The 24,261-nt window shown below is 59.5% G+C and carries 25 protein-coding genes and 2 pseudogenes; 16 read left to right on the top strand and 11 right to left on the bottom strand.

What is annotated here, in order from left to right; all coding sequences use genetic code 11:
* The first annotated feature begins 23 nt into the window (after window positions 1-23).
* Window positions 24-821 (top strand): creatininase family protein, encoded by a 798-nt coding sequence (locus tag QA644_RS23515; RefSeq protein WP_074071444.1) that lies wholly within the window; start codon window positions 24-26, stop codon window positions 819-821.
* Here the strand turns inward: QA644_RS23515 and QA644_RS23510 are convergent.
* A pseudogene (locus QA644_RS23510) lies at window positions 763-1,774 on the bottom strand (LysR family transcriptional regulator). The gene QA644_RS23515 and the pseudogene QA644_RS23510 overlap by 59 nt on opposite strands.
* Before the next feature lie 185 nt (window positions 1,775-1,959).
* Here QA644_RS23510 and QA644_RS23505 point away from each other — a divergent pair.
* The 6 genes from QA644_RS23505 (at window position 1,960) to QA644_RS23480 (ending at window position 8,020) form a co-directional block, all read left to right on the top strand.
* Window positions 1,960-2,976, top strand: a complete 1,017-nt coding sequence (locus QA644_RS23505; RefSeq protein WP_283073532.1) for an ABC transporter substrate-binding protein — start codon at window positions 1,960-1,962, stop codon at window positions 2,974-2,976.
* Between the two features lie 72 nt (window positions 2,977-3,048).
* On the top strand, window positions 3,049-3,876 hold the full coding sequence (locus tag QA644_RS23500) for an ABC transporter ATP-binding protein (protein WP_283073531.1): 828 nt from the start codon (window positions 3,049-3,051) through the stop codon (window positions 3,874-3,876).
* A gap of 2 nt (window positions 3,877-3,878) precedes the next feature.
* Complete coding sequence (locus QA644_RS23495; protein ID WP_283073530.1) at window positions 3,879-4,718, top strand: ABC transporter permease; 840 nt, start codon at window positions 3,879-3,881, stop codon at window positions 4,716-4,718.
* A complete protein-coding gene (locus tag QA644_RS23490; protein ID WP_283073529.1) occupies window positions 4,718-6,031 on the top strand; it encodes a cytosine deaminase in 1,314 nt (437 codons plus the stop codon). The genes QA644_RS23495 and QA644_RS23490 overlap by 1 nt, the downstream gene beginning before the upstream one ends.
* 1 nt (window position 6,032) lies before the next feature.
* Window positions 6,033-7,442, top strand: a complete 1,410-nt coding sequence (locus tag QA644_RS23485) for an FAD-binding oxidoreductase (protein WP_283073528.1) — start codon at window positions 6,033-6,035, stop codon at window positions 7,440-7,442.
* Window positions 7,439-8,020: an NAD(P)H-dependent oxidoreductase gene (locus QA644_RS23480; RefSeq protein ID WP_239601192.1), complete on the top strand. Its 582-nt coding sequence runs from the start codon at window positions 7,439-7,441 to the stop codon at window positions 8,018-8,020. Before QA644_RS23485 ends, QA644_RS23480 begins: the two co-directional genes overlap by 4 nt.
* On the opposite strand, the gene QA644_RS23475 is transcribed toward QA644_RS23480, so the two are convergent.
* Entirely contained in the window at window positions 8,017-8,406 is a 390-nt protein-coding gene (locus tag QA644_RS23475; RefSeq protein ID WP_074071436.1) for a RidA family protein, read from the bottom strand. The genes QA644_RS23480 and QA644_RS23475 overlap by 4 nt on opposite strands.
* 447 nt (window positions 8,407-8,853) lie before the next feature.
* Between QA644_RS23475 and QA644_RS23470 the strand changes: the two genes are divergently transcribed.
* The 3 genes from QA644_RS23470 to QA644_RS23460 all read left to right on the top strand — a co-directional run bounded on the left by QA644_RS23470 (window position 8,854) and on the right by QA644_RS23460 (window position 11,790).
* Window positions 8,854-10,722, top strand: coding sequence for a tetratricopeptide repeat protein (locus tag QA644_RS23470; RefSeq protein ID WP_283073527.1), 1,869 nt, complete (start codon window positions 8,854-8,856; stop codon window positions 10,720-10,722).
* Window positions 10,723-11,132: 410 nt separating this feature from the next.
* A complete protein-coding gene (locus QA644_RS23465; protein WP_074071434.1) occupies window positions 11,133-11,366 on the top strand; it encodes a BrnA antitoxin family protein in 234 nt (77 codons plus the stop codon).
* A gap of 70 nt (window positions 11,367-11,436) precedes the next feature.
* Window positions 11,437-11,790 (top strand): hypothetical protein, encoded by a 354-nt coding sequence (locus QA644_RS23460; RefSeq protein ID WP_283073526.1) that lies wholly within the window; start codon window positions 11,437-11,439, stop codon window positions 11,788-11,790.
* Window positions 11,791-12,606: 816 nt separating this feature from the next.
* Here the strand turns inward: QA644_RS23460 and QA644_RS23455 are convergent.
* From QA644_RS23455 to QA644_RS23445, 3 genes are all read right to left on the bottom strand, one after another.
* Entirely contained in the window at window positions 12,607-12,813 is a 207-nt protein-coding gene (locus QA644_RS23455) for a KTSC domain-containing protein (RefSeq protein ID WP_074073017.1), read from the bottom strand.
* 303 nt (window positions 12,814-13,116) lie between these two features.
* Window positions 13,117-13,716, bottom strand: coding sequence for a general stress protein (locus tag QA644_RS23450; protein ID WP_283073525.1), 600 nt, complete (start codon window positions 13,714-13,716; stop codon window positions 13,117-13,119).
* Between the two features lie 24 nt (window positions 13,717-13,740).
* Complete coding sequence (locus tag QA644_RS23445; protein ID WP_074073016.1) at window positions 13,741-14,055, bottom strand: PepSY domain-containing protein; 315 nt, start codon at window positions 14,053-14,055, stop codon at window positions 13,741-13,743.
* A gap of 255 nt (window positions 14,056-14,310) precedes the next feature.
* Between QA644_RS23445 and QA644_RS23440 the strand changes: the two genes are divergently transcribed.
* The 3 genes from QA644_RS23440 (at window position 14,311) to QA644_RS23430 (ending at window position 15,196) form a co-directional block, all read left to right on the top strand.
* Window positions 14,311-14,631: a DUF892 family protein gene (locus QA644_RS23440; protein WP_283074004.1), complete on the top strand. Its 321-nt coding sequence runs from the start codon at window positions 14,311-14,313 to the stop codon at window positions 14,629-14,631.
* A gap of 100 nt (window positions 14,632-14,731) precedes the next feature.
* Window positions 14,732-15,022 (top strand): hypothetical protein, encoded by a 291-nt coding sequence (locus QA644_RS23435; RefSeq protein WP_283073524.1) that lies wholly within the window; start codon window positions 14,732-14,734, stop codon window positions 15,020-15,022.
* Between the two features lie 18 nt (window positions 15,023-15,040).
* Window positions 15,041-15,196: an entericidin gene (locus QA644_RS23430; RefSeq protein WP_239601195.1), complete on the top strand. Its 156-nt coding sequence runs from the start codon at window positions 15,041-15,043 to the stop codon at window positions 15,194-15,196.
* Window positions 15,197-15,624: 428 nt separating this feature from the next.
* Here the strand turns inward: QA644_RS23430 and QA644_RS23425 are convergent, their stop codons facing one another.
* From QA644_RS23425 to paoA, 4 genes are all read right to left on the bottom strand, one after another.
* A complete protein-coding gene (locus QA644_RS23425; protein ID WP_283074003.1) occupies window positions 15,625-15,945 on the bottom strand; it encodes a LysR family substrate-binding domain-containing protein in 321 nt (106 codons plus the stop codon).
* A 239-nt stretch (window positions 15,946-16,184) separates the two neighbouring features.
* Window positions 16,185-18,383 (bottom strand): aldehyde oxidoreductase molybdenum-binding subunit PaoC, encoded by a 2,199-nt coding sequence (gene paoC / locus QA644_RS23420; protein ID WP_283073523.1) that lies wholly within the window; start codon window positions 18,381-18,383, stop codon window positions 16,185-16,187.
* 2 nt (window positions 18,384-18,385) lie between these two features.
* The gene (locus QA644_RS23415) at window positions 18,386-19,336 is read right to left on the bottom strand and encodes a xanthine dehydrogenase family protein subunit M (protein WP_194731521.1); all 951 of its coding nucleotides are present in this window, start codon (window positions 19,334-19,336) and stop codon (window positions 18,386-18,388) included.
* Window positions 19,333-19,971 carry an aldehyde dehydrogenase iron-sulfur subunit PaoA gene (paoA, locus tag QA644_RS23410; protein ID WP_194731522.1) on the bottom strand — a complete coding sequence of 213 codons (639 nt, stop codon included), beginning with the start codon at window positions 19,969-19,971 and terminating at the stop codon, window positions 19,333-19,335. The genes QA644_RS23415 and paoA overlap by 4 nt, the downstream gene beginning before the upstream one ends.
* Before the next feature lie 857 nt (window positions 19,972-20,828).
* Here paoA and QA644_RS23405 point away from each other — a divergent pair.
* Window positions 20,829-21,107 carry an HU family DNA-binding protein gene (locus QA644_RS23405; RefSeq protein ID WP_074071425.1) on the top strand — a complete coding sequence of 93 codons (279 nt, stop codon included), beginning with the start codon at window positions 20,829-20,831 and terminating at the stop codon, window positions 21,105-21,107.
* Between the two features lie 204 nt (window positions 21,108-21,311).
* Here the strand turns inward: QA644_RS23405 and QA644_RS23400 are convergent, their stop codons facing one another.
* Both QA644_RS23400 and QA644_RS23395 read right to left on the bottom strand, forming a co-directional pair.
* A complete protein-coding gene (locus tag QA644_RS23400) occupies window positions 21,312-21,737 on the bottom strand; it encodes a VOC family protein (protein ID WP_074071424.1) in 426 nt (141 codons plus the stop codon).
* 128 nt (window positions 21,738-21,865) lie between these two features.
* A complete protein-coding gene (locus QA644_RS23395; protein WP_074071423.1) occupies window positions 21,866-22,762 on the bottom strand; it encodes a LysR family transcriptional regulator in 897 nt (298 codons plus the stop codon).
* A 153-nt stretch (window positions 22,763-22,915) separates the two neighbouring features.
* On the opposite strand from QA644_RS23395, the gene QA644_RS23390 reads away from it, so the two are divergent.
* Window positions 22,916-23,905 (top strand): aldo/keto reductase, encoded by a 990-nt coding sequence (locus tag QA644_RS23390; protein ID WP_283073522.1) that lies wholly within the window; start codon window positions 22,916-22,918, stop codon window positions 23,903-23,905.
* Window positions 23,906-23,932: 27 nt separating this feature from the next.
* Window positions 23,933-24,196: pseudogene (locus QA644_RS23385) on the top strand (IMP dehydrogenase); the annotation flags it as partial.
* Window positions 24,197-24,261: the final 65 nt, after the last annotated feature.

Here is a 24,261-nt window from a genome sequence, read left to right as displayed (position 1 = left end):
AAGGCCAAGGAAGGGACGCGGCAATGGCGATGCCATTTTACTGGAACGAGCTCAATACCTCTGACTTCGCGGCGCTTTCTTGCGACACGACCATAGCCATCCTGCCGATCGCGTCGACAGAACAGCATGGGCCGCATCTGCCAATCGCCACCGATGTCGCAATCGCACACGGAATGCTTGCGGAGTTGCGCAAGGAGCGGCCCGAAGACCTTGACATACTGGTCCTGCCGACGCAGGAGATCGGCAAGGCGAACGAACATATCTATGGCCCGGGCACGCTCTCGCTTGGAGCCGAACTTTTGATCCCGGTCTGGACTGCGATTGGCGCAAAGGTCGCGGAAGCTGGTATCCGCAAAATGGTAATCGTCAACTCGCATGGCGGCAATGTCGACATCATGAGCATCGTTGCGCGCGAATTGCGCGTCCGTCACCAGATGGCCGTGCTGTCGACGCAGTGGGGCCGGTTCGGACATCCGGAAGGCATGATCAGCGAACACGAAGCAAAATACGGTATTCACGGCGGCGAGGTGGAGACCTCCCTGATGCTGCGTTTCCGGCCGGACCTGGTGCGCATGGACAAGGCGCAGAATTTTGCCTCGAAAGCCGAATGGATGCGGGAACGGTCGAACTATATTCAGCCTTTACCCCCGCATTCGTTGGCGTGGATTGCGCATGATCTCAATCCCAACGGCGTCGTCGGCGACGCCTCGCGCGGCACGGCGGAAAAGGGCGCAGCCATCTGCCGCCATCAAGTGAAGGGCTTCATCGAGATGCTCTATGATTTGAAGCTCTATCCTCTTTCAAATCTCTACACGAAGTAAGGTCAACTGGCAGCCGGCTTGTCGGGCGCGATGTGCCCCTTGACCTGAAGTTCCTGTACAAGGCCGGCAAGCTCTGCCAGCAGGTATTCCACGAACAGGCTCGTTGCGGCGTCCAGCGGCGCACGCACACGGGCAAACAACTTCATCGGCTGCTGGCGCGCATGTGGCTCGGCGACCGGACGGAAAACCAGTTCGCCCTTTCGGCACTCGGTGATCACGTCGAGCGGATTGAGCATCGATAACCCTGCTCCGCATTTCACCAGCTTCTTCAGCATCTCCGAAGCATTGGTCTCGAGCACCGGCTCGACATGAACATCGAGCCGCGCAAGTGCAAGATTGATCACTTCGCGCAGGCTGGTGCCCTGTTGGGCCAGCACCAGTCGCTCCTGCACCACGTCCGTCAGGTTGATCGGGCCTTGACCGATAAGCCGATGGCCGGGTGGCAGGACGACGCCGATCGGAATGTCGAAAGTTCCGAGAGTGCGTATTCCAGGTGTCGCCGGAATATTGAAGCCGAGGCCGATATCCACCTCACCCGACAGCACGGGATTGACCGTCATCGTGCCGGCATCATTTCTGATCTGAAAGAAAACACGCGGATGTTCCAACTGAAAGCGGCTGATGATTTCCGCCAGCGGCCCAGCGGCAAGCCCGACCGTCGTTACCAGACGCACCTTGCCCGCCTGCTGCATCCTGAGACTGCGGATGCGGCCCTCCAAACGATCGTAATTCTTCAGAACCTCGCGAATGTGTTCTATGCACAGTTCGCCGGCCGCAGTCAGCCTGAGGCCGCGCGGCAGGCGCTCGAAGAGCGGAGCGCCCATTTCCGCTTCCAGCGCCAGGATCTGCCTGTTGATGGCAGAGGAAGCAACGTTCAACCGTGCCGCTGCCTTGCGAATAGAGCCCGACCGCGCAATTTCGTTGATGTAGAGAAGCTTCCTGGAATGCAGCATCGCGCGCCCTCGGTGCATCAAATTTAAGCACGCAGCCCAAATAAGGAACGCGCACCGTTTGAGATGCCAAAAAGGCATCGTTGCGGACGAATTTTGATGCTTTTCAAAGAGCAACGCAATCGCTCAAATGAAGAAAATGGGGTGCCGGTAGGGGCAATCCCTGGCACCATAGGGGAACGCCGAACATGTCCAATGCACTGAAAAACATTGCACTCACCGCATTCCTTGGTATCGGGGGCGCGATCGCCGCGGCCGTGCCGGGCCACGCGCTCGACAAGGTAAGCTATGGCACCAACTGGCTGGCGCAGGCCGAGCATGGTGGCTTCTATCAGGCGGTCGCCGACGGCACCTACGAGAAGTACGGTCTCGACGTCAGCATCGTTCAGGGCGGCCCGAATGCAGCAAACAGCGCGCTGCTGATATCCGGCAAGATTGACTTCTACATGGGCGGCACACAGGGCGAAATCACCGCCGTCGAGCAAGGCATTCCTTTGGTGGATGTCGCAGCCATCTTCCAGAAAGACCCGCAGGTGCTGATTGCGCATCCTAATGCCGGCATTGAGACGTTCGAGGATCTGGCCAAGCTGAAGACGCTCTTCCTCGGCAAGGACGGTTACCTGACCTACTTCGAGTGGATGAAATCCAATTACAACGGCTTCAAGGACGAACAGTACAAACCCTACAACTTCAATCCTGGACCGTTCATCGCCGACAAGGAGTCTGCCCAGCAAGGCTACCTGACGTCCGAACCCTACGAAATCCAGAAGCAGACGGGCTGGGAGCCGAAGGTGTTCCTGCTCGCCGACAACGGCTATACCCCATACTCCACGATGATCACAACGACCCAGATGATGATCGACACGAAGCCGGACATCGTCCAGCGCTTCGTCGATGCCTCGATCGAAGGCTGGTACAATTACCTTTACAGTGACAACAGCAAGGCGAATGAACTGATCAAGAATGACAATCCGGAAATGACGGATGGTCAGATCGCCTATTCCATTGCCAAGATGAAGGAATTCGGCATCGTTGAATCCGGCGACGCCATGGACAAGGGCATCGGCTGCATCACCGACGCGCACTACAAGAAGTTCTTCGACGAAATGGTGGCGATCAAGATCTTCAAGGCAGACACGGACTATACCAAGGCCTTTACGACCAAGTTCGTCTGCAAGGGCACCGGCATGTCGCTCAAGAAGTAAGCCACAGGGCTGTGTGAAGAGCTTGCCGCGCCAAGCGTCAAGCTGCATCCTCTTCAAACAAAGAGACCCGCAATGCCCCTAGCCGAAGTCCAGACGGCGCCGCTGACTGAAAAACGCAAACGGCCGCTGGTCGCCATGCAATCCGTTTCGAAGGTTTTCTCCAGCGGAACGGTCGCGCTTTCTGGCATGTCGCTCACGGTCGAGACTGGCGAGTTCATCAGCCTGCTCGGCCCGTCGGGTTGCGGCAAGTCGACTGCGCTTCGCATCATCGCCGGCCTTGGTGATATCACGTCCGGCGGCATCGACTGGCCAAGTTCGCGCATCAACGCAAAGGGACTTCCCGAAGGCGATATCGGTTTCGTCTTCCAGGAGCCGACGCTGATGCCGTGGAAGAATGTCTTCGGTAATGTCCATCTGCCACTAAAGCTGCGCGGGGTTTCAAGGGCCGCGGCACGCGATCAGATCATGAGTGCGCTCGCGACCGTCGGCTTGCATGATTTCGCCGGCGCCTATCCGCGCGAGCTCTCCGGCGGCATGAAGATGCGCGTCTCGATCGCCCGTGCGCTCGTAACCAAGCCGAAACTTCTTTTGATGGACGAGCCCTTCGCGGCACTCGACGAAATCACGCGTCAGAAGCTGAACGACGATGTACTGCGGCTCTGGAAGGAGACGGGCATCACCGTGATCTTCGTCACCCATTCCGTCTTCGAATCCGCCTATCTGTCTAGCCGCATCGTTGTCATGAAGGCGCGCCCCGGCCGGGTTCATGCAGATCTTTCGCTTGTGACGAGCCGGGAGCGCGACGCGCATTATCGCACCTCGGAAGAATACCGGCGCGCCTGCGAAACGGTCTCCCATTCGCTGATCGGGGCAATTAACGCCGCAAAGGAAGATCGTTGAAGATGGACACAGCCGAAGCCTTCGCGCCGTCGATCCCCAATCGGCCCAACCCCAAGCGGCGTGATCTGGCGCTTCGCATTGCCGTACCCTTCGCCGTCATAGCCGTCGTTGTCTTGATTTGGGGGCTCTATGTCAAGCTCTCCGGTGTTCCGCCCTATATCCTCCCCGGACCGATCGCTGTGGCCAATGCCTTTGCCACCGATTGGGGCACGCTCGCCCCCGCCCTTTGGGTCACAACCAAGATCACCTTCATGTCGCTGATGCTGGCACTGGTCGGCGGCGTCGGTTTTGCGATCTTCCTCGTTCAATCCCGGTGGATCGAGATCGCCTTCTACCCGCTTGCAGTGATCCTGCAGGTAACACCGATTGTGGCTATATCGCCTCTCATCCTCATTTATGCACCATCGACGCAGGTGGCGCTCCTCATCTGCGCTTTCCTCGTCGCCTTCTTTCCGATCCTTTCCAACATGGTCCAGGGCCTGAAAAGCGTCGATCACAATCTGATCAATCTCTTCGAGCTTTACGGTGCCTCGCGTTGGCAGACGCTGCTCTATCTCAAGCTGCCTGCAGCCCAGCCCTATTTCATGACAGGGCTCAGGATCGGTGGCGGGCTTGCGCTGATTGCCGCTGTTGTGGCGGAATTCGCCGCCGGCTCAGCCGGCGCCGGTTCCGGCCTCGCCTTTCGCCTGCTCGAGGCCCAGTATCGGCTGAACATACCCCGACTCTTCGCGGCCTTGCTGATGCTGTCGCTGCTCGGCGTCGCAATCTTTGCCGTCACGTCCTTCATCTCGTGGCTCAGCCTGCATCGCTGGCATGAAAGCAGCCTGAGACGGGAAAACTGATGACCTATTCCTTCATCTCACCTCCCAATGCCGGCCGATTCGTGCTGAGCAATGCGACGCTTCCGGCGGCAGCTGTCAGCGGGTACGCCGCACCGGCCGAAGAGGGTCTCGTCAGGGCTGATATCGTCGTCGCAGACGGTCTGGTTTCCGCCGTTCTGCCGCCAGGCGAAGCACCCGCGGACTATGCAAGGTCCGATCTTAAGGGCGGCATGGCCTGGCCATGCTTCGTGGACGCTCATACGCATCTCGACAAGGGACATATATGGTCCCGCAACGCCAACCTCGACGGCACCTTCATGGGAGCGTTGGAGGCGGTGCGCGTCGATCGGGAGGCGCATTGGTCCGCCACAGACGTCAGAATGCGGATGGAATTCTCGCTACGCTCCGCCTACGCCCACGGCACCAGCCTCATCCGCACGCATCTCGATTCTATCGCTCCGCAGCACAGGATTTCCTTCGATGTCTTCGACGACGTGCGGGATGCCTGGAAGGATAGGATTACACTGCAAGCGGTCGCGCTCTTTCCCATGGAGCTCATGACCGATGCGGCCTATTTCGCCGATCTCGTGACGGTCGTTCGCAATAAATGCGGCCTGCTTGGCGGGGTCACGAAGGTGGGACCAGACCTCGTCTGGCAGTTGGATACGCTTTTTCGTGCGGCCGCAGACAGTGGGCTCGACGTCGACCTCCATGTAGACGAGACGGACGATCCGGGCGCCGAAACGCTAAAAGCAATCGCCGACTCGGTGATCCGCAACGGCTTTCAGGGCAAGGTCACGGCAGGCCACTGCTGCTCGCTCGCCCGACAGGACGACGGTCTTGCTCAGAGAACTGTCGAATTGGTCGCCAGGGCCGGCCTGTCGATCATCTCGCTTCCGATGTGCAACATGTATCTCCAGGATCGCTATCCGGACCGCACGCCGCGATGGCGTGGGGTAACGCTCTTCAAGGAGCTTGCCAAAGCCGGAGTCAAGACCGCCGTCGCCTCCGACAATACCCGCGACCCGTTCTATGCCTATGGCGATCTTGATCCGGTCGAGGTTTTCCGCGAGGCGGTACGCATCCTGCATCTCGATCATCCTCTGGATACGGCTGCTCGCATCATCACCACGTCGCCAGCGTCGATCGTCGGCCGCCCGGATATCGGCCGGATCGCCCCCGGAAGCCCGGCCGATCTCGTCCTCTTCAGCGCCCGGCGCTGGAGCGAATTTCTCTCCCGTCCGCAGTCTGACCGCGTCGTGCTTCGGCGCGGCAAGGTGATCGACCGCAGCCTGCCGGATTACCGTGAACTCGATAGTGTCGTTGGAGCCTGACATGCCGGATTACGAAAAGATCAAAAAGGAACTTGCAGGCATAGCCATCGAGGACAATCCAGCGCTCGTGCGTCAAAAGAGCCGCGATTTCTATTGGTACTCGCCGATCCTGAAGGCCCAGCTCGACAACGTGACCGCTGATCTCGTCGTCACGCCGAAAAATGAAGCCGAGGTGATCCAGGCGCTGAAGGTCGCCTTCGCACACGGCGTACCCGTGACGCCGCGCGGCGCCGGCACCGGCAATTACGGCCAGGCCATGCCGCTTTCCGGCGGTATCGTGCTCAATCTTGCGGCCATGGACAAGATCAAGGAAATCCATCCAGGGCGCGTCATCTGCGAGCCGGGCATCGTCATGGCGCAACTGGACAAAGAGGCGAGGGCCCATTCCGGCCAGGAACTGCGCTTCCACCCGTCGACGGCCCAGACCGCAACGATCGGTGGCTTCATTGCTGGCGGCTCCGGCGGCGTCGGCTCGATCACCTGGGGTGGACTGCGCGACCTCGGCAATATCCTGCGGCTGCGCGTCGTTACCATGGAAGCAGAACCGCGGGTGCTCGACCTGACGGGCTGGGACCTGCAGAAGGTGAGCCACGCCTACGGCACGAACGGCATCATCACCGAGATCGAAATGCCGCTCGCGCCGGCCTACGATTGGGTGGACGTGCTGGTCGGCTACGACGATTTCATGACGGCCGTCCGCTTCTCCGATAAGCTCGCGCGGTGCAACGGCATCCTCGTCAAGGAAATCGCGCCGATTGCCGCCCCGATCCCGCATGACTACTTCACCCGCCACAGGCCCTACATCCGCAAGGATCAGTCAGTCGTCGTCTTGATGATTGCGCCGCATTCCATGGATGCGTTCCTTGCCTTTGCGGCATCGCAGAACGGCGAGATCATTTTCCGTTCCGACAAGGTGGAGAGCATGCGGGGTATTCCGCATGCCTACGAGCTTGCCTGGAACCACACGACGCTCCGTGCGCTGAAGATCGATCCGAAATTCACCTATCTTCAGGTCCAGTATCCGGGACCGGACCATGTCGAGAAGGTTCAGAAGATGGTCGAAATCTTCGGCGATGAAGTGCCTGGGCATCTCGAATTCATCAGGTTCGACGGTCAGATCCAGTGCTCCGGCCTGCCGCTGGTGCGCTACACGACGGAAGAGCGGCTCGAAAAAATCATTCAGATCCATCAGGACCATGGCTGCCCGATCTTCAATCCGCACCGCTATACGCTGGAGGAGGGCGGCATGAAGCGGACCGACAAGGTTCAGCTTGCTTTCAAGCATGAAACGGACCCAAAGGGCTTACTCAATCCCGGCAAGATGATTGCCTGGGAGAACCCGAATTTCGACTTCTCGGCAGGCAAGAACTATCTGTTCCCGGGTCTTGCCAGCATCATGGAGCCCTCATGAGGGTTCTCGTCCTTCATTCCCATCCGGTGGAAGCAAGTTACGGTGCAGCCCTTTACCGACAGACGCTCGAAAGTCTCGCCACGGCCGGACACACGGTCGATGGCTGCGATCTTTATGCGGAAAGCTTCGATCCGGTGCTCTCCCGTGACGATCGCCTCGTCTATCACGAATATCCGGGGAATATCGCGCTGGTGAAACCCTATGTCGATCGCCTCAAGCAGGCGGAAGGGCTCGTCATCGTCACACCCGTGTGGAATTTCGGTTTCCCGGCGATCCTCAAAGGATATTTCGACCGCGTCTGGCTACCGGGTGTATCTTTCGAGCTGGTTGACGGACAGGTGCAATCGCGGCTCCGGCACATCCAAAAACTAGCAGCCGTCCTGACTTACGGCGCCACGCCTTTTCGCGCCTTCGTCGCCGGCAATCCGCCGAAGAAGATCGTCAAGCGGGTGCTGCGCGCCCAGATAAACCCACTGAGGCCGGTCACTTTCCTCGCCCATTACGACATGAACAACTGCACGGCGGAAACGCGCGCTGCATTCCTTGGTAAGGTGAAGACGGCAATGGAGCGTTTCTAGAAAACCTTAGCAGCGGTCACTTCGACCTCGACCAGAAATTCCGGCCGGGTAAAGCCACTGACGATGATCAGCGTCGACGTGGGCTTCAGGTCCGCGGTAAAGCGGTCGCGCACGGCCATATAGGCCGGAAAATCCTCGCGCCGCGTCAGGAAGCCTGAAATGCGGATGACATCGGCAAAGCTCATATCCGCCTCTTCGAGTATAGCCCTGATCGCCTCGAAGCACAGCGCGGCCTGCGCCGTCACGTCCCCGGGCACCGTGTCGTCGAGGCTGATCCCGAGTTGGCCGGATGTCACCAGCAACGAAGCTCCGGGCGGCACCAGCATGCCGTGATTATAGTTTCCGAAGGGTCGGCGAACCGACGGCGGATTGAAAACCTTCGTCATGGAAGAGCCTCGTTGGAACCCTATCAGTTATAGCCAAAACCGTCGTGGTTCCAAGGCCGTGGTCTCATCTCCCGGAGGGAATCCCAAAAGCCACCGTCCAGATCACGTATCCAGTTAGACCTCAACAGAGTGGATTAGCTTACTCGGCATCCGAAAACCGGCCGCAGTCATGTCGATTGCCGTCTTTTTCCTTAGCCCGTGAGCCAGATCTCGACGCGCTGCGGTTTCAACTCTTTGGAAGAGCAAGGCTCTCTCGTAAGTCCGCGTAAAAACTATGGAACTTGATCCGCACCCTCTGAATATCGGCGGTCGGTAACGACCAGAAAGCGCAAGTTCGCGGTCTTGGCGGCAGCAAAAAGAGACATTCATCAACCGCTGGAGTATGATCGGATCGGCCTGGAAATATGGCACCCCGAGCGTGGCAGTACACGGAGACGAGATGGTCACATGGACGATCCGACGGTGCACAGACGTTTGACGGCAATCCTCGCCGCAGACGTTGTAACTTATAGCCGACTCATGGGCCGGGACGAGGAAGGCACTCACGCGGCTTGGAAAGCGCATCGCAAGGAACTGATCGACGCCAAGATCGCCGAATGTGAGGGTCGCATCGTGAAGCTCACCGGCGACGGATTTCTGGCGGAATTTCCGAGCGTCGTGAATGCGGTCACCTGCGCGGCCACAGTCCAGCGGGGCATGCTAGAGCGTAATGCGGGTGTGCCGCAGCGCAGCCGAATAAAGCTTCGCATGGGCATCAACCTTGGGGACGTGATCGTTGAGGGCGACGACATCTTCGGGGACGGCGTCAACGTGGCGGTGAGGCTCGAAAGCATAGCGGCGCCGGGCGGAATCGCGGTCTCTGCAGCCGTCCGAGATAATGTCGGCAACCGGCTCGATCTTCGGTTCGAGGACATGGGCGAGCAGACGCTCAAGAACATCGACAGGCCCGTGCGCGCTTATGGTATCTCCCTGGACTTTCCTCCGGCTCCGAGCGGCTCGGATGCAAGCCAAGATGAGCCTTGGGAGATCGAAAAGCCGTCCATCGCGGTCCTGCCATTCAACAACATCAGCGGCGACCCCGAGCAAGAATATTTTAGTGATGGGATCACTGAGGACATAATTACTGACCTGTCGAAAATCTCCGGTCTGTTCGTCGTCGCGCGCAATACGGTGTATACCTACAAGGGCAAGCCGGCGAAGGTACAGCAGGTGAGCCAGGATCTCAGGGTGAACTATATTCTGGAAGGAAGCGTCCGCAAGGCCGGCTCGCGTGTGCGCGTCACCGCGCAGCTCGTCGAGGGAAAGGGCGGAGGTCATCTCTGGGCCGATCGCTACGACCGTGATCTCACCGACATCTTCGCCCTTCAAGACGAGATCACCCATACCATCGTGGACCACTTGAAGGTCAAGCTGTTGCCCGAGGAGAAGAAGGTCATCGGTCAGGCCCCGACCGGGAGTTTCGAGGCTTATGCGTACTACCTTAGAGGACGGCATTTCCTGCACTGGCACTCCAAATCTCATTACGTCCTGGCGAAGCGCATGTTCGCCATGGCCGTCGAACTCGACCCACTCTATGCCCGGGCCTACGCCGGAATTGCGGACTGCGATTCCTTTCTCTTCCTTCACTATAACGCTGATGTCTCAATCGACGGCATTCTGGCGGCCAGCGCCAAGGCGCTGGATCTTGAGAGCGGTCTCGCAGAAGCGCATGCTTCACGCGGCCTCGCTCTTTCGCTTCGCGAGCGACATCCGGAAGCGATGGCAGAGTTCGATCAGGCAATTGCCCTCGATCCCAATCTGTTTGAAGCCTATTACTTCTATGCCCGCGCCTGCTTCACCCAGGGAAAACTGGACGAAGCGGCCAGGCTTTTCCAGCGCGCCGCAGAGATCAAGCCTGACGATTACCAGGCCTTGCTTGTGCTCATTAACGTTCTCCGATCGCTCGGGCGCGAGCAGGAAATGAAGATAGCGGCGCGTGAAGGTGTTGCACGCGCCGAGCGCGAGCTCGTTTTGCGTCCGGAAAACGCGAGGGCCGCCTACCTGGGGGCTTTGGGTCTCGCGGCCCTTGGTGAGCTTGATCGTGCTAAGGAATGGGCAGGACGCGCTTTGACCATCGATCCCGACGACCGCCTGGCGAAATACAACGTGGCTTGCTTTTACTCGCTCGAGGGTGAACATGAACGAGCCATCGGCCTGCTAGTGGAGCTTCTCCCGCGCGCCACCCACGAAACAAAAAGGTGGGTGAAATACGACTCGGATCTCGACCCGATCCGTCGTCATCCGCACTTCCTGAAGGTGCTTGAACTCCTCGACTAAGAGACACTGATCTGGAAACAGATTTTCAGGTTGCCTCGTCCTTCGCCCGCCAGTCATCGCTCGAAGCCAACTCGGAGAGGGCGGCAAATGGTGTCAGAATGCCGCTTCGGCGCGACGACGGCCTGTGCTTGCCAATTTCAAGGGATGCGTCCCCCATCTGCACGCATCAAATTAGCTTTCGGACTTCCGGCATTCCACGAGGACAAATCAATGACTCAGGCGGTCAGGCACCCGTCTGAAAACGAAAAGGCGCTCGATAGGTGTGATGGCGACGCGGGCATTTCAAGTAACGAGACATCGTTTGCACACATCTTCGGCGGGTAGGAGCGGTTCACATGACCGGCGAAAAGGTGATATGCCTTTAACAGATCAGACGGTTACGGCTGCTGTCAGAATAGAAAGATTCGCTCATGGCAAACCCGCCTCGTAGACCCCTCAATCCAATGGACGCGGCCGAAGCGCTGTTCAAACCAGCGAGAAAGGCCGCAGCACCTGCGATCGACCGGCCAGCGCTCCCAAAAACTAAAGAGCTTGTCTCGCTCAAGATTGACAGCGATGTGCTCGCCTATTTCCAGGAAGACGGCCCCGGCTGGCAGGATCGGATCAACGAGACATTGCGGGCCGTAATGACAGACAAGACCTGAGCGGCTCGATCGGAGCGCAGCCAACTATCCGTTGGCGGGGTCAGTCGCCGCTCGATGGCGCCACTGCAAAATGATGCAGTATCTCGCGCTCGGACTACCGGATCACCAATCCGAGCTCGATTTGCCTCTGGCCGACGACATCAAGTTCGGCGATACGGGGCTGGTCACGAAATATCGTAAGGCGGAGCATCGGTTCACCTTTGTCGGCGCACCGTTCATGGCTATCGGCAGCCTTTGGCGGGAGGGCGAAAGCAGCCACCCCGCGTCGTGCACGACAGATCGTCGTCCTGAAGCCGCACGCTGGTGGCACCGGCTGGAGCTCACAAACCCGAAGCAGGACTTCTGCGGCCGCTACCGAAGGCAGCCTCCAAGAGCCCAGTTCTCAATTTTTGGAGGGAACCCTTTGTTGACTGTCCCCAAGTAGCGTAAAATCGACCTCTCGGCCAACGAGGATGGTCAATGAGGGGACGATTTTCCAGAAAATCCAAAGCTTGCTGCCTTGCGGCAGCAATCTCGTTTTGGTCTTATGCTCCAGTTTCAGCAGACTGCCGATCAGCCCTCGACAACCCAGAGTGGCCAAGGATCGCCAAGTCAATTGCTTCCTTGCAGTTGTGCGAACAGATTCCCGTCGGCCCAAATCAAACCGCCCGGCTTCAGGTGGAGTCGGTCGATTTCTGCTCCGTTTCGAGCAGTGTCTCCTCAGTCACAGCAAGGGCATTGCTGACGTGCGAGGCTGATTCAGAGGCGCTTTTTCAGACGCCGCCACTCGACAGTCAGGTTGTGGCCACGATAACGCTTGATACGGTTGAATGCCGGATAAGAGATACGAACCTTGAAATCAGCGGCGAAATTGGCGCGCTCTTGTCCGGACTGACAGAAACCCAACAGATGGCCCGCGATTGGGCCCAATCGCAGCTCTCACTCCTATGCGCCATGTACCGATGAGGGTACGTCGACTGCCAGTCCGAACTTAGCTGGTCAAGTTAAGTGGTTTCGCGAGCAAGATGAAACAGTCGATACATGTTGGCACAGATTTGCCGATAGCGATTGGCACGTTCTGCCCGTGCAATCGCTGCTACGCACGACAATCCGGCGTTAGGTCTTTTCCTCCAGACAGGACAAGAACGCTCGCTCGGCAGTGGTTCAGGTCAACCGTCTGCCATATACGGGCGTACCGTCCCTAGTGGCTCGGACCCTTCTCGCCACACCCAGCAGCGCCAACCACCAGAGGGCCAACACGTCACTCCTCCTTGGAAATTCGATATGTGAACCGATTCCTGATATGGGCGTTGAAGAACCGTCCCTTCGAGAAGGCCCGCCGGAACGCCGCATATGTTTCGGGAGGAACATCCTCGTAGTCGTAGCGGTTCTCGCTGGTGACCAGCCAGACCGAGAGTGTGCGGCTCGCCGCATCATAATTGGTGTCGCGGATCAAATGCGAAGGCATTGCCCACTCCATCCCTCAGGCATCTCGTCTCGCTCAATCGCTTGCTGACCCAAGCTGCTACCTCCAGGGCTGCCCGCCCATAGGGTCGCAGGAGTCCCGCTTCTGACCGGATGAGATCGAACCACGTGCCCCAGGGCTCGGGGGCAACGACCGGACGGTTATGGAAAGGCTCGATGTGGGGCCCAGGCGCGATCGCCAGTCGTCTGGTTGCCGCTTCCCGAAAAAAGTGTCCCGCCTAACGCAAGTCGCACGACATCATAAGCAGAGTCCAAAGAGATTCGTGCTCTCAATCCTGCGCTTTCCTTAGGGTGCGGTACGGCGGTAGCGGTTCCGTTCCTGTTCGATCTGCTCGGGGCTATAGGGATCGAGGCTGTCGTCGAACCGTGTCCAGCCCTCCTCCATATAGGCACGGCGGCGTTCGCTCGGATCCACCCAGTTGGAACGCCGGAGGATGGCTTCGGCTTCAGCGACCCGACCCTCGTCCACCCTTGCGCTCACAAGCGTCCCGCCCCGACGCACGCCCTCTGCATAGAGGTGAGCATCTTCTTCCGAGACTCCCGAACTGGTGAGCGCTCCGATCAGACCGCCCGCAGCTCCGCCAGCTAACGCGCCAGCAGCGGCGCCAGCCGCGGTCGCGACCAACCAACCGGCTGCAACGACAGGCCCGACACCTGGAATGGCCAAAAGGCCCAACCCGGCAAGTAGTCCACCGGTGCCACCCACCGCCGCGCCGATACCGGCGCCAGTCGCCGCACCTTCTGCTGCGCCAGAGGCGTTATCCTGATCGCGCCCCTTGTTCGAGACGATGCTGATATCATCGGAGGGAACTCCGGCCGACTCCAATTCATTCACGGCCGAGCGCGCGTCGGAATAGTCGTCGAATAGTCCGTTTACAGTTCTCATTGTTCTTCTCCTTGATGGTGCTGGTTACTTGGCGACTACATTTCCTTGGTAGTCGAGTGCGACCGATAACGATTTGCCGTCTTTGGTGGCGGACGCCATCCAGATCCCCTTGTCATCGAGCTTCAGGCCTTTGACATCGGTGTAACCTGCGTTCTCGATGCGCTCCTTGGCCTGGGCTTCGGTAAAGCTGTTGGCACCTTCGACAGGCGCCGCCGGGTTCTTCGTGTCCGGGGTCGCTACCGCAGGGGTATTTCCGTTCGACGAGGGAGCGGGGGTTGTCTGGGCAAATGCCGAGAGCGCGGATGCCCCGAGGGCCGCCACGAGAATGATGTTTTTCATCGGTGTTTCCTTTTTTGCGGACCTCATGTCCGATCCATGACCGGAGAACACCATGGTGCGCTTTAAGTTCCAGCCGGCGCAGGTATGAGCTGGTTGCCGGCCGGAATTCCATTCTTCCGATTGATTGCATCCAGAGGCGAGCTCGAAAAATGCGCCTATCGTTGCTGAGCGGAACATCCCGCGACGCCCTACGCGGCGGGTTGGCGACTTACCCCATATAGGAGAGCAGAATGGCTGCAAAGACGCTAAACCGACCTGTTCGACGACACCCTGAAGGACATTTACTTCGCCGAGAAGCAAATCCTCAAAGCCTTGCCGAGGATGGCGCGCGCGGCGCAATCGGAGGAAGGCAAAGTGGGTTTCCTGAAGGGCATCATCGCCGAAAGCGAAGAGATCATCGAAGAGTTCAAGGGCTCTGCCGCACTCGACGCAGGATTGATCTCTGCGGCCCAGGCCGTCGAACACTACGAAATCGACCGCTACGGCACGCTGATCGCCTGGGCCAAGCAGCTGGGTCTGAAGGACGCGATCCCTCTCCTTCAGGCAAGCCTCGCTGAAGAGGAAGGTTTAATATGACGGGTGTCGAGGAACTACCTCTAGGCGCGCCGCGCTTATTCTCGCCGCGACGGAACACACGCCCTCCCCGGCAGTTCTCCTCTCATGGAAGGAGATCATCATGATCAGCGGAACAAAAGGTGCCCGATGGGAGGGTGTCAATGAAAACGGAGGACGGCCTTTATGCCTGCGCGCCGGACAGAAGGAACGCCGGCAAGAGGGCAAAAGCGTTGAGCACTGGGGCCAGGCTTTACCGAAGATCGGTCAAGGCGCAGCCGGCGCCAACGCAGACGACCTTTCGAGGATGGACGCGCTTCGCGAAGCTGCGCGCAGGCACACCGACATGTTTCTCTCCGAGAGTACCAAGGATGTCGACCAACAGAAGGCGTCGCGAATTCGCAAACGGCCTTAAACTCCAAGGATCTATGCAATGTTACTGACGACAAAAATCGCCGCCGCCTGCTGCGTTCTTCTCGCCCTTTCCTCTTGCGGGAACACTATCCGCGGCGTGGGGCGTGATGCTGCCAATACCGTGGATGCCACCCAAAGTGCCGGAAATCGGGTAGGCAGAGCAGCGGCGAATTGAGCGGCAAGCACAGTAAGCGCCCCGTTCTCGGCCATCCCTGGGCCAAATTCGCGGGCGGACTTTCCGCCGGTTGGCCAACGCTTGCGTCTCTAGGATCGGAAGCGCAAGGCCAGAAGCGGGACGGCTGACGAAGACCGCATCGGAGCTCACTCGAAGACCGTGAGCGCCGACGAGTGGCTTGTGCAACTCGTTGAAAGCCGAGGCTTCCCCTCGTTTTCAAGGATGTGTTTCGACATAGCGTTCGGCCCCACCGCGCGCTTTAAACATTGACGCCGGCGGCACTAACCTCTGCAATCGAACGAATGAGATATCCTGCCTCCGCCAGGGTCCATGTGCTCCTCCGAAAAGGGGTTATTCTTCCGTACCTACTCACTAAAGCGGCTCCTCTTCCGAACCGTGGAGCGGGACGGCAGCTATGCCTCGAAACGTCATGAGTTTGAGCGTTGGTTAGGGAGGCAGGCTATTTCGGACTTCAGCTCCTGACTTGTTGATCGTACCGCTTCCAGGAAGTTTCGCAGTGCTTTTCGCGCACCTCGTGGCTGCCATCCCATGGCCAGTTCCCAGGCCAGCTCTACAGGTGCGTCAATCAGTGGGATGAATGCTACACCAGCGATCTTCATCGTCGTCGCGCCCACGGGCACCAACGATACGCCGAGCCCAGCGGCGACCAAGCTCAAAATCGTATGCATGTGCCTTGCTTCCTGGACGATATTCGGTACGAAACCCGCCGTCCTGCAGGCGTTTGTAATCCTCCCATGAAGCGTCGTGCCTTGTGGAAATCGTGTCCAGCCAGATCAGCAAGCCGGCAAAGGTTCGAAACAGCGAGCGGGTGATGTGATGGCGCTGCGACAACCAGCTTGTCCCTCGACGACGTTCGGTGTTGTGCCTACATTCGCAGAAGTCGAACGCAAGGATTTCCGGGTAAATGCTGCACCTGATGTCGACGGCGGCTCAAGACCTCGTGCACGGCGGTTCCGTGTTGCCTGCGCTAAGCGGTGTCTGGAAGGCCGCCGATCAGTTTGTCAATTGTGATCGGATAGTGCCGGACCCTGACGCCGGTCGCGTTGTAGATGGCGTTGGCGATTGCGGCGGAGACACCGCACAGGCCGAGCTCACCGACCCCTTTCGCCTTCATCGGTGACGACATCGGATCCGTCTCGTCCATGAAAATAACGTCCTGATGAGGGATGTCGGCATGCACTGGTACCTCATAGCCGGCAAGATCGTGATTGACGAAGAAGCCGCGGCGCGCGTCCACCGCGAGCTCCTCCGAAAGAGCCCCGCCCGCCCCCATGGTCATCGCGCCGATCACTTGGCTGCGCGCGGTAATCGGATTGAGAATGCGTCCCGCCGCGCACACCGCCAGCATCCGTCTGATGCGCGTTTCTCCCGTGGCGACGTCCACGCCGACCTCGACGAAGTGCGCGCCGAAGGTCGATTGTTGGTGCGTTTCGGAAAGCTTGCCCCATTGGATCGTATCTTCACCAACCAGTCCCTCGGCGCCCGCTGCCTCTGCGAGTGACACCGACCGGTTGCCGGAGCGGACCTCGCCGTTTTCGAAGACGACATCCTCGGAATTGAAACCAAGTTTCTGCGCAATGGCTTCCCTCAGCTTCACGCAGGCTGCGTAAACACCCGCCGTCGAGCAGTTGCCCCCGAACTGCCCGCCGGAACCGGCGGACACCGGAAAGCGGGAGTCGCCAAGCCGGACCGCGACCTTGTCGACGGTGACGCCCATCATCTCGGCCGCAGTCTGCGCGATGATGGTGTAACTGCCCGTTCCGATATCGGTCATGTCGGTTTCGACGGTAACGCCCCCTTCCCGGTCGAGGCGGACGCGTGCTCCGGAAGGAAGCAGCAGGTTGTTGCGGAAGGCGGCTGCGACGCCAATGCCGATCAGCCAGTTGCCCTCACGCTTCGACCCCGGTCTTCCTCGCGCGCTCCACCCGAACCGCTCGGAGCCGAGCTTCAGACATCCGACGAGATCGCGGTGCGAGAACGGCCGCTCGGGCTTCTCGGGATCGACCTGGGTGTCATTGATAATCCTAAATTGCACGGGATCGAGACCGAGCTTCTCGGCCATCTCGTCGATGGCGATCTCCAGCGCCATCAAGCCAGGCGCTTCGCCTGGAGCACGCATCGCGTTGCCCTCGGGAAGGTCGAGCGTCGCCAGCCGCATCGCCGTCATGCGGTTCGCGCCGGCGTAGAGCAACCTGGTCTGATTGACGGCCGTCTCGAGCTGTCCGCCTTTCAGATCGCCTGACCAGCTTTCATGGGCGATCGCGGTGATCTTGCCGTCGCGTTCCGCTCCGATGCGGATGCGCTGGATGGTCGCCGGGCGGTGGGTCGTGTTGTTCATCATGAACGGACGCGGCAGCGCCACTTTGACAGGTCGCTTCGCAGCCTTTGCTCCAAACGCGGCAAGGACGGCGTCGGCACGAAGAAATAACTTGCCTCCAAACCCGCCGCCGATGAATGGCGACATCAGATGAATTTTCTCCTTTTCCACGTCGAGGGTGGTCGCCAGGTCTGACCGCCACCAGTCTATCATCTGGCTCGAGGTCCAGACTGTTAGCTCGTCGCCATCCCAGGCTGCGATGGAGGCATGCGGCTCCATCATCGCGTGGGACTGGTCCGGCGTCGTGTAGGTTTCGTCGAAAGTGATCGGAGCCGTCCTGAAACCCGCATCGAAGTCGCCGGCAGCTGAGTCCGGCTGCTGGGACTCGTCCGGCTTCACCGCCGATTCCTTCGCCTCTCTGAGGTCGAAGGCGCCCTTCTCTTCGGCATAGTCGACTTTTACCAGTGCTGCGGCTGCGCGGGCTTGTTCGAAGGTTTCGGCCACGACGACGGCGATCGCCTGGTGGTAATGCTGGATTTCGTCACCGCCGAAGAGCTTGGCGGTGTTAAACTTGCCCTTCTTCCGTTCGCCGACTTCAGGCGCGGTCACAACGGCGATGACGCCTGGCGCCTTTTTTGCGGCAGAGACGTCCATGGATTTGATGCGGCCCTTGGCGACAGCCGCGCCCACGGGATAGCCGTAGGCGTACGGCACCTTGGCATCGTGCCATTCGTAGGCGTACATCGCCCGGCCTGTCGTCTTGAGCTGGCCGTCGATGCGGTGGATCGGCTGGCCGACGACCTTGAGCTGGTCGATCGGGTTCGTAGTTGCTGGCGTATTGAACTGCATGGCTACCCCCTGGCTTGCGAGATGACCGCTGCGAGCGTGCGCTCGACCAGGTCGACCTTGAAACGGTTCTGTTCGGTAGGACGGGCGTCCGCGAGAAGGACACCAGCGGCGGCGCGGGCCCCTTTTGGCAGCTCGGCTTCGGCCGCCTCGACGCGCCAAGGCTTATGGGCAACGCCACCGACGGCGACGCGACCGGTCCCATCAGGTTGGATAACCGCGCCCACGGAAACGAGTGCGAAGGCGTAGGAGGCGCGATCGCGGACCTTCCTGTAGATGTGACGCCCCCCGATCGGCGGTGGGAGAATGACCCCTGTGATGAACTCGCCGCGTTCGAGAACCGTCTCGATATGCGGGGTGTTGCCCGGCAGGCGGTGGAAGTCGGCGATGGGGATGGAACGCTGGCTGCCGTCTGCCTTTACCGTTTCGACCACGGCATCCAGCGCTCGCATGGCGATCGCCATGTCGCTCGGATGGGTGGCGATGCAGGCGTCGCTCGTGCCGACGACGGCGTGCTGGCGGGTGAAGCCGCCGATGGCCGAACAGCCGCTGCCTGGCTGACGCTTGTTGCACGGCTGGTTCGGGTCGTAGAAGTACGGACAGCGCGTGCGCTGCAAGAGGTTCCCCGCCGTCGTCGCCTTGTTGCGGAGTTGACCGGAAGCGCCCGCGACGAGCGCTCGGGACAGGAGCTCGTAATCTCGACGAACGGTTTCGTGTGCCGCAAGGTCCGTGTTGCGAACCAGGGCTCCGATACGCAGTCCGCCCTCCGAAGTGGGTTCAATCTTGTCCAATCCGAGGCCGTTCACGTCGATCAGATGCGTCGGCGTCTCGATCTCGAGCTTCATGAGGTCGAGAAGGTTAGTGCCCCCGGCGATAAACTTCGCTTCCGGATTGGAGGCGGCCGCTTGGGCCGCGGCCTCGACGGACGAGGCCCGTTCGTAGGTGAAGGCTCTCATGCTTTTGTCCCCGCGACCTCGACGATGGCGTCGACAATGTTGGAATAGGCGCCGCAACGACAGATATTGCCGCTCATGCGCTCGCGGATCTCGGCCGGGGTGACAGCCACCTTGGCGGTTAGGTCGCCAGTGACGTGACTCGGGATGTTCGCCTTGATCTCCTCTAGCACCGCCAGGGAGGAACAGATCTGCCCAGGCGTGCAATAGCCGCACTGAAATCCGTCGTGCTTGACGAAGGCCGCCTGCATCGGGTGGAGATCGCCTGGCTTTCCGAGACCTTCGATCGTCGTAATCTGGTCGCCTTCATGCATGACGGCAAGCGTCAAACACGAGATGACGCGACGGCCGTCGACCATGACTGTGCACGCGCCGCACTGACCGTGGTCGCATCCCTTCTTCGTACCCGTCAGATGGAGGTGTTCGCGCAGCGCGTCGAGGAGCGTTGTTCTATTGTCAACGTCGAGATCACGCCTCTCGCCGTTGACGGTGAAGGACATCTTCGTTGTGTAGTGCATTGCGGTTTCCGCAGATTGTGCCGCCGCTCCCCCGGCTGCAACGCCGGTGACCGCGACGGTCGCGGCAGACGAGATAAGTAAATCCCGACGGGAGATTTCGAGTTGAATGGGGTTATGCATGTGCAGCTCCACTTCACGCTCATTGCATGGGGGCGCGTCCAGTCGATCCGGTAAAGGCGCCAGCAGGCTAGGTAGAGCAGAAACGAGCGATGATTAGGCCTTCCTGCTGCATACTCTTATCGATCTGATTCATGAATGGCATTCCGACAGGCTAGTGCAAGGTTATGCCGGCCATGCATCCTTTGTCACACAGCGCTTCACGCGCAATTGCCTGTCACTTTGAAGTGGGCGCGGCCGAAAGGGCAGCGGAACTGCTCGAAAGTGAATCCGGAGCCTCGCGGGATCGAGGTGAAGTTTGGGATCCAGACGACTTTCCGCCCGAAGTCCAGTTTCAGTTTACAAATTGTGCACGTAAAGAGTTTAGGTGCGCACCAACCGATGAGGCGCAGCGCCGCATTCGACCTTCACCAATCGACAGAGCGCTTTTATCATTGCGTCTTGCCGACCCATCTGCAAAGTGCGCCTCGGCGCCTGAAGCCAAATCTCCGCTTTGGTGTTTTGCGGTCCTCAGGTCGGCCAGACGAACACCTGAGGCGACCCTCCTTTTGCGTTCTTCGGTCTCGCCAGGGGGCCAAGAGATACGGATAGCGAACGATACTCTTCGTCTGGATCCAATCGTAGCTCGTGGACGCACCGTCTCGTTTCCCGTCCCATAGGCTTCAACGCTCCCAGAGCTCAACGAGCAGGATGTTAGGCATTCACGCACACGCTGCAATTCAGCCTCTCGTTTCATGACCGCCGAAGGGAAGTACGCATCAAATCAGTGGATTGACGCCGTTGAACCCGATCCCTCTCTACCCTTTTGCGAAGCTGATGTGTCAAGGTGGATAGGAAACATTCAAAAGGAACCATCTTACATGACGACGACAAACGAAATCGCAGACAAGATTGCCGGTGAACATGGCCTTACCAAAGCCCAGAGCAAAGCCGTCGTAGAGGCGGTCTTCGCCTCCATCACGTCGGCCGCCACATCTGGCGCCGAGACCTCGATCCCGGGCTTCGGCAAGTTCAAGGTAAAGGAGACGCCGGAGCGCGAAGGCCGCAATCCCTCAACCGGGGCCACCGTCAAGATCGCTGCCGCAAAGAAGCTCGCCTTCACGCCGGCCAAGGCAGTGAAGGATGCTCTGAACAAGTGATCGTTCGGATCAAGGAGGCCCGCCTTTGAACTGACCCCATTAAGTTGGACAGTTTAGAAGGCCGGCTGATTTAAGGGCTGAGTTCTGTACTGTGCAGGGCTCAGAGCCTACGGCCGCACAATCTGCAGGGCAGCATCCCCCGGCGCGGCGCGTTGGCCAGGATGCGGGCATCCGTTCCGTTCGCAGTAGCGGACGTCAAGTCATTCAATCCTGCGGTGGCAGATTGGCCGGATTCCACACCACTTCCCAAAGGTGGCCGTCCGGATCAGTAAAGTATCCAGCGTATCCACCGTAAAACGTTTCCTCAGCGGGCTTTACGATGTCTGCTCCCGCAAGCCGGGCCTGTTCCATGACCTCGTCAACCTCACGTCGATGCGAGACGTTGTGGCCGATCGAGAACGAGGTGCTGCTCGCGGGCGCTTTCGTCAGACCGCTGTCGTGGGCTAGATCATCCTGAGCCCAAATCGCAAGTTTAACCCCGCTGGAAAGGTCAAAGAACGCGACGGCGCCATGCGCGAACTCACGGCCGACGATCCCTTGAGTGGGCAGTTTCAGGCCGTCACGGTAAAAGGCAAGCGAGCGCTCAAGATGGGCAACACCCAGCGTCAAGACAGAAATTCGCGGTTTCATGGACATTCCTCCGTCTCAATCAGCTCCGCCAAATCCCAAATCGACGGGGCTTCGATTTGTAAACAGTGCTGCCGAAGGAGCACTGCCCGAGAGCTGGTGTAACACTCAGAGTTGTTTTTTCTTTGGCTCTAGGCCGAGCGATATCTCAAAGCGTCGACCAGAAGCGCGAACGCGGGCGAAGCCAGGCGGCGGCTCGGGTAGTAGAGGTGATAGCCAGGGAATAGAGGGCACCAGTCCTCCAGCACCGAAACCAATTTACCCTCCTTCACCAGCGGACCGAGATGATCGTCGGGGAGACACGTCAACCCGATACCGCTCAAAGCGGCGTCGATTATCATCGGCACATCATTGCAGATGAATTGGCCGTCGACGCGGACGTTCAGCGGACGTGTATCTTTCTCGAATTCCCATGCGTAGAGCCCGCCGAGCGTAGGAAGGCGCAGATTGATGCAGGAGTGCTGCGTCAGGTCGTGGGGTGTCCGAGGCTTCGTATGACGCTCGAAGTACTGCGGCGATCCGGCAACCACCATGCGAAGCTCCGGTCCGATCCTCACAGCGATCATGTCCTTCTCAACGCCCTCTCCAAGCCGTATGCCAGCATCGAAGCGCTCAGCGGCCAGATCAACGAACCTTTGCTCGATCGATATTTCCACGTTGATCTCAGAAAATTCGGCCATCAGACGTTTCACGGCAGGCATGAGTATGGTCTCGGCCGCGTGTCGACTGGACGTGACGCGTATCGTTCCGGCGGGCCGCTGACGCAACGCGCTCAGGGCATCGATCCTGCTCCGGATGTCATTGAAGGCTGGGCGCAGAGTTTCGGCCAGTTGCTCGCCTGCATCAGTGGGAGAGACATTACGCGTCGTTCGTGTGAGCAACCGCACGCCCATGCGCTCTTCCAGACGGCGCACGGTGTGGCTCAGCGAAGACTGAGAAGTTCCGAGCTGTGCAGCCGCGCGGGTAAAGCTACGCTCCTCCGCGACAGCGAGGAAGGCGACAAGATCCCCGAGTTCGTCCCGCTTCATTCATGAATCCACAGCATAGGTTCATGCCGAACCTAGCACCTAACAGCTCGTCCCTACCAGCGCTAAATTTTAGGTCACGCGTTTTATCATCATCGGAGATTGCGCCATGGCAGGTGTAGCCCCGACCCCACCACGCAAAAATGGAGAAAGCAAATGCAGAAACGTGTCCTTGGAAAGAGTGGCCTGGAGGTATCGGCTCTCGGCTTCGGGTGCATGGGGCTGAACTTCAGTTACAGTCACTCCCTGAGCAGGCAGGACAGCGTCGCGCTCATCCGCGCCGCGGTCGAACGCGGCGTGACCTTCTTCGACACGGCTGAGGTATACGGCCCATTTACGAACGAGCAGATCGTAGGTGAAGCTCTCGCGCCGGTCCGCGACCGCGCGGTCATCGCAACCAAGTTCGGCTTCAACATCAAAGACGGGAAGATGGCGGGACTGAACAGCCATCCGGAACACATACGCGAGGTTTGCGACGCATCGCTGAAGCGGCTCGGTGTCGAGGTCATCGACCTCTTTTACCAGCACCGCGTGGATCCGAACGTGCCGATTGAGGATGTCGCCGGCGCGGTGAAAGAACTGATCGCAGAGGGCAAGGTCAGGCACTTCGGACTGTCCGAACCTGGCGCGCAGACGGTCCGCCGCGCCCACGCCGTCCAGCCCGTTGCAGTACTACAGAACGAGTATTCGCTTTGGACCCGCGGGCCGGAAACCAACGGAATCCTGGCCGCGTGCGAGGAACTCGGTATCGGTCTTGTTCCCTACAGTCCCCTCGGCAAGGGTTTCCTCGCCGGTGCGATCAGCAAGGACACGGAGATCGGAGACAATGACTTCCGTAAAATTCTGCCGCGCTTCACTCCTGAAGCGCTTGAAAAGAACCAGGCCCTCGTCGATCTGTTGAAACGCATCGCAGGAGAGAAAAGCGCGACGCCCGCTCAGATCGCTCTGGCCTGGTTGCTTGCCCAAAAGCCGTGGATCGTGCCGATTCCGGGCACCACGAAGCTGCATCGCCTAGAAGAGAATCTGGGAGCAGTCGACGTCGCCCTGACGGCCGCGGACCTTGCCGAGATCGAGGATGCCGCCGCGACGATCGAAATCGAGGGGGAACGCTATCCGGAACAATTGATGGCTACTACCGGGCGCTGACGCTTGGGCGGGTTGACGCACAACTGTGCCCGCCCGGATGGCAAGATCGGCTTCGTCGGGGTCCCGCACGGCGTGCAGCTTGACCGACAGGGCCTGTTCTTCGCGCAGAAGAGCCTGCTCGGCGGTCCGGCCCCAGTCCGCCGTTTCCTGCCCTAGCTGATGGACCTGGTGCTCGACCGCACCATCGGCCCAGGCAGGGTTTTCGACCTCGAACTGCCGCTTGCCGATGTCGCCGAAGGCTATAGCGCGATGGACGAACGCCGCGCAATAAAGACGCTGCTCAGGGTCTAATTGCAACGTCGGCGTCCCGCAACTGCGGCGGGACGGGTACACAGTCCCGTGGGAAATATGGACCT

It is taken from the genome of Rhizobium sp. CC1099 (assembly GCF_029714385.1).
In the GTDB taxonomy this organism is placed as follows: domain Bacteria; phylum Pseudomonadota; class Alphaproteobacteria; order Rhizobiales; family Rhizobiaceae; genus Rhizobium.
The sequence above is the reverse complement of the archived record's forward strand: the minus strand, read 5'-3'. Positions and strand labels throughout refer to the sequence as shown.

Bases quoted from the DNA above. Each gene is read 5' to 3' on its own strand.
- paoA (WP_194731522.1), bottom strand. From the start codon at position 19,971: ATGCATAACCCCATTCAACTCGAAATCTCCCGTCGGGATTTACTTATC.
- paoC (WP_283073523.1), bottom strand. From the start codon at position 18,383: ATGCAGTTCAATACGCCAGCAACTACGAACCCGATCGACCAGCTCAAG.
- QA644_RS23500 (WP_283073531.1), top strand. From the start codon at position 3,049: ATGCCCCTAGCCGAAGTCCAGACGGCGCCGCTGACTGAAAAACGCAAA.
- QA644_RS23390 (WP_283073522.1), top strand. From the start codon at position 22,916: ATGCAGAAACGTGTCCTTGGAAAGAGTGGCCTGGAGGTATCGGCTCTC.
- QA644_RS23490 (WP_283073529.1), top strand. From the start codon at position 4,718: ATGACCTATTCCTTCATCTCACCTCCCAATGCCGGCCGATTCGTGCTG.
- QA644_RS23435 (WP_283073524.1), top strand. From the start codon at position 14,732: ATGATCAGCGGAACAAAAGGTGCCCGATGGGAGGGTGTCAATGAAAAC.
- QA644_RS23505 (WP_283073532.1), top strand. From the start codon at position 1,960: ATGTCCAATGCACTGAAAAACATTGCACTCACCGCATTCCTTGGTATC.
- QA644_RS23495 (WP_283073530.1), top strand. From the start codon at position 3,879: ATGGACACAGCCGAAGCCTTCGCGCCGTCGATCCCCAATCGGCCCAAC.
- QA644_RS23515 (WP_074071444.1), top strand. From the start codon at position 24: ATGGCGATGCCATTTTACTGGAACGAGCTCAATACCTCTGACTTCGCG.
- QA644_RS23460 (WP_283073526.1), top strand. From the start codon at position 11,437: ATGATGCAGTATCTCGCGCTCGGACTACCGGATCACCAATCCGAGCTC.
- QA644_RS23450 (WP_283073525.1), bottom strand. From the start codon at position 13,716: ATGAGAACTGTAAACGGACTATTCGACGACTATTCCGACGCGCGCTCG.
- QA644_RS23445 (WP_074073016.1), bottom strand. From the start codon at position 14,055: ATGAAAAACATCATTCTCGTGGCGGCCCTCGGGGCATCCGCGCTCTCG.
- QA644_RS23475 (WP_074071436.1), bottom strand. From the start codon at position 8,406: ATGACGAAGGTTTTCAATCCGCCGTCGGTTCGCCGACCCTTCGGAAAC.
- QA644_RS23430 (WP_239601195.1), top strand. From the start codon at position 15,041: ATGTTACTGACGACAAAAATCGCCGCCGCCTGCTGCGTTCTTCTCGCC.
- QA644_RS23415 (WP_194731521.1), bottom strand. From the start codon at position 19,336: ATGAGAGCCTTCACCTACGAACGGGCCTCGTCCGTCGAGGCCGCGGCC.
- QA644_RS23485 (WP_283073528.1), top strand. From the start codon at position 6,033: ATGCCGGATTACGAAAAGATCAAAAAGGAACTTGCAGGCATAGCCATC.
- QA644_RS23470 (WP_283073527.1), top strand. From the start codon at position 8,854: ATGGACGATCCGACGGTGCACAGACGTTTGACGGCAATCCTCGCCGCA.
- QA644_RS23395 (WP_074071423.1), bottom strand. From the start codon at position 22,762: ATGAAGCGGGACGAACTCGGGGATCTTGTCGCCTTCCTCGCTGTCGCG.
- QA644_RS23455 (WP_074073017.1), bottom strand. From the start codon at position 12,813: ATGCCTTCGCATTTGATCCGCGACACCAATTATGATGCGGCGAGCCGC.
- QA644_RS23465 (WP_074071434.1), top strand. From the start codon at position 11,133: ATGGCAAACCCGCCTCGTAGACCCCTCAATCCAATGGACGCGGCCGAA.
- QA644_RS23405 (WP_074071425.1), top strand. From the start codon at position 20,829: ATGACGACGACAAACGAAATCGCAGACAAGATTGCCGGTGAACATGGC.
- QA644_RS23480 (WP_239601192.1), top strand. From the start codon at position 7,439: ATGAGGGTTCTCGTCCTTCATTCCCATCCGGTGGAAGCAAGTTACGGT.
- QA644_RS23400 (WP_074071424.1), bottom strand. From the start codon at position 21,737: ATGAAACCGCGAATTTCTGTCTTGACGCTGGGTGTTGCCCATCTTGAG.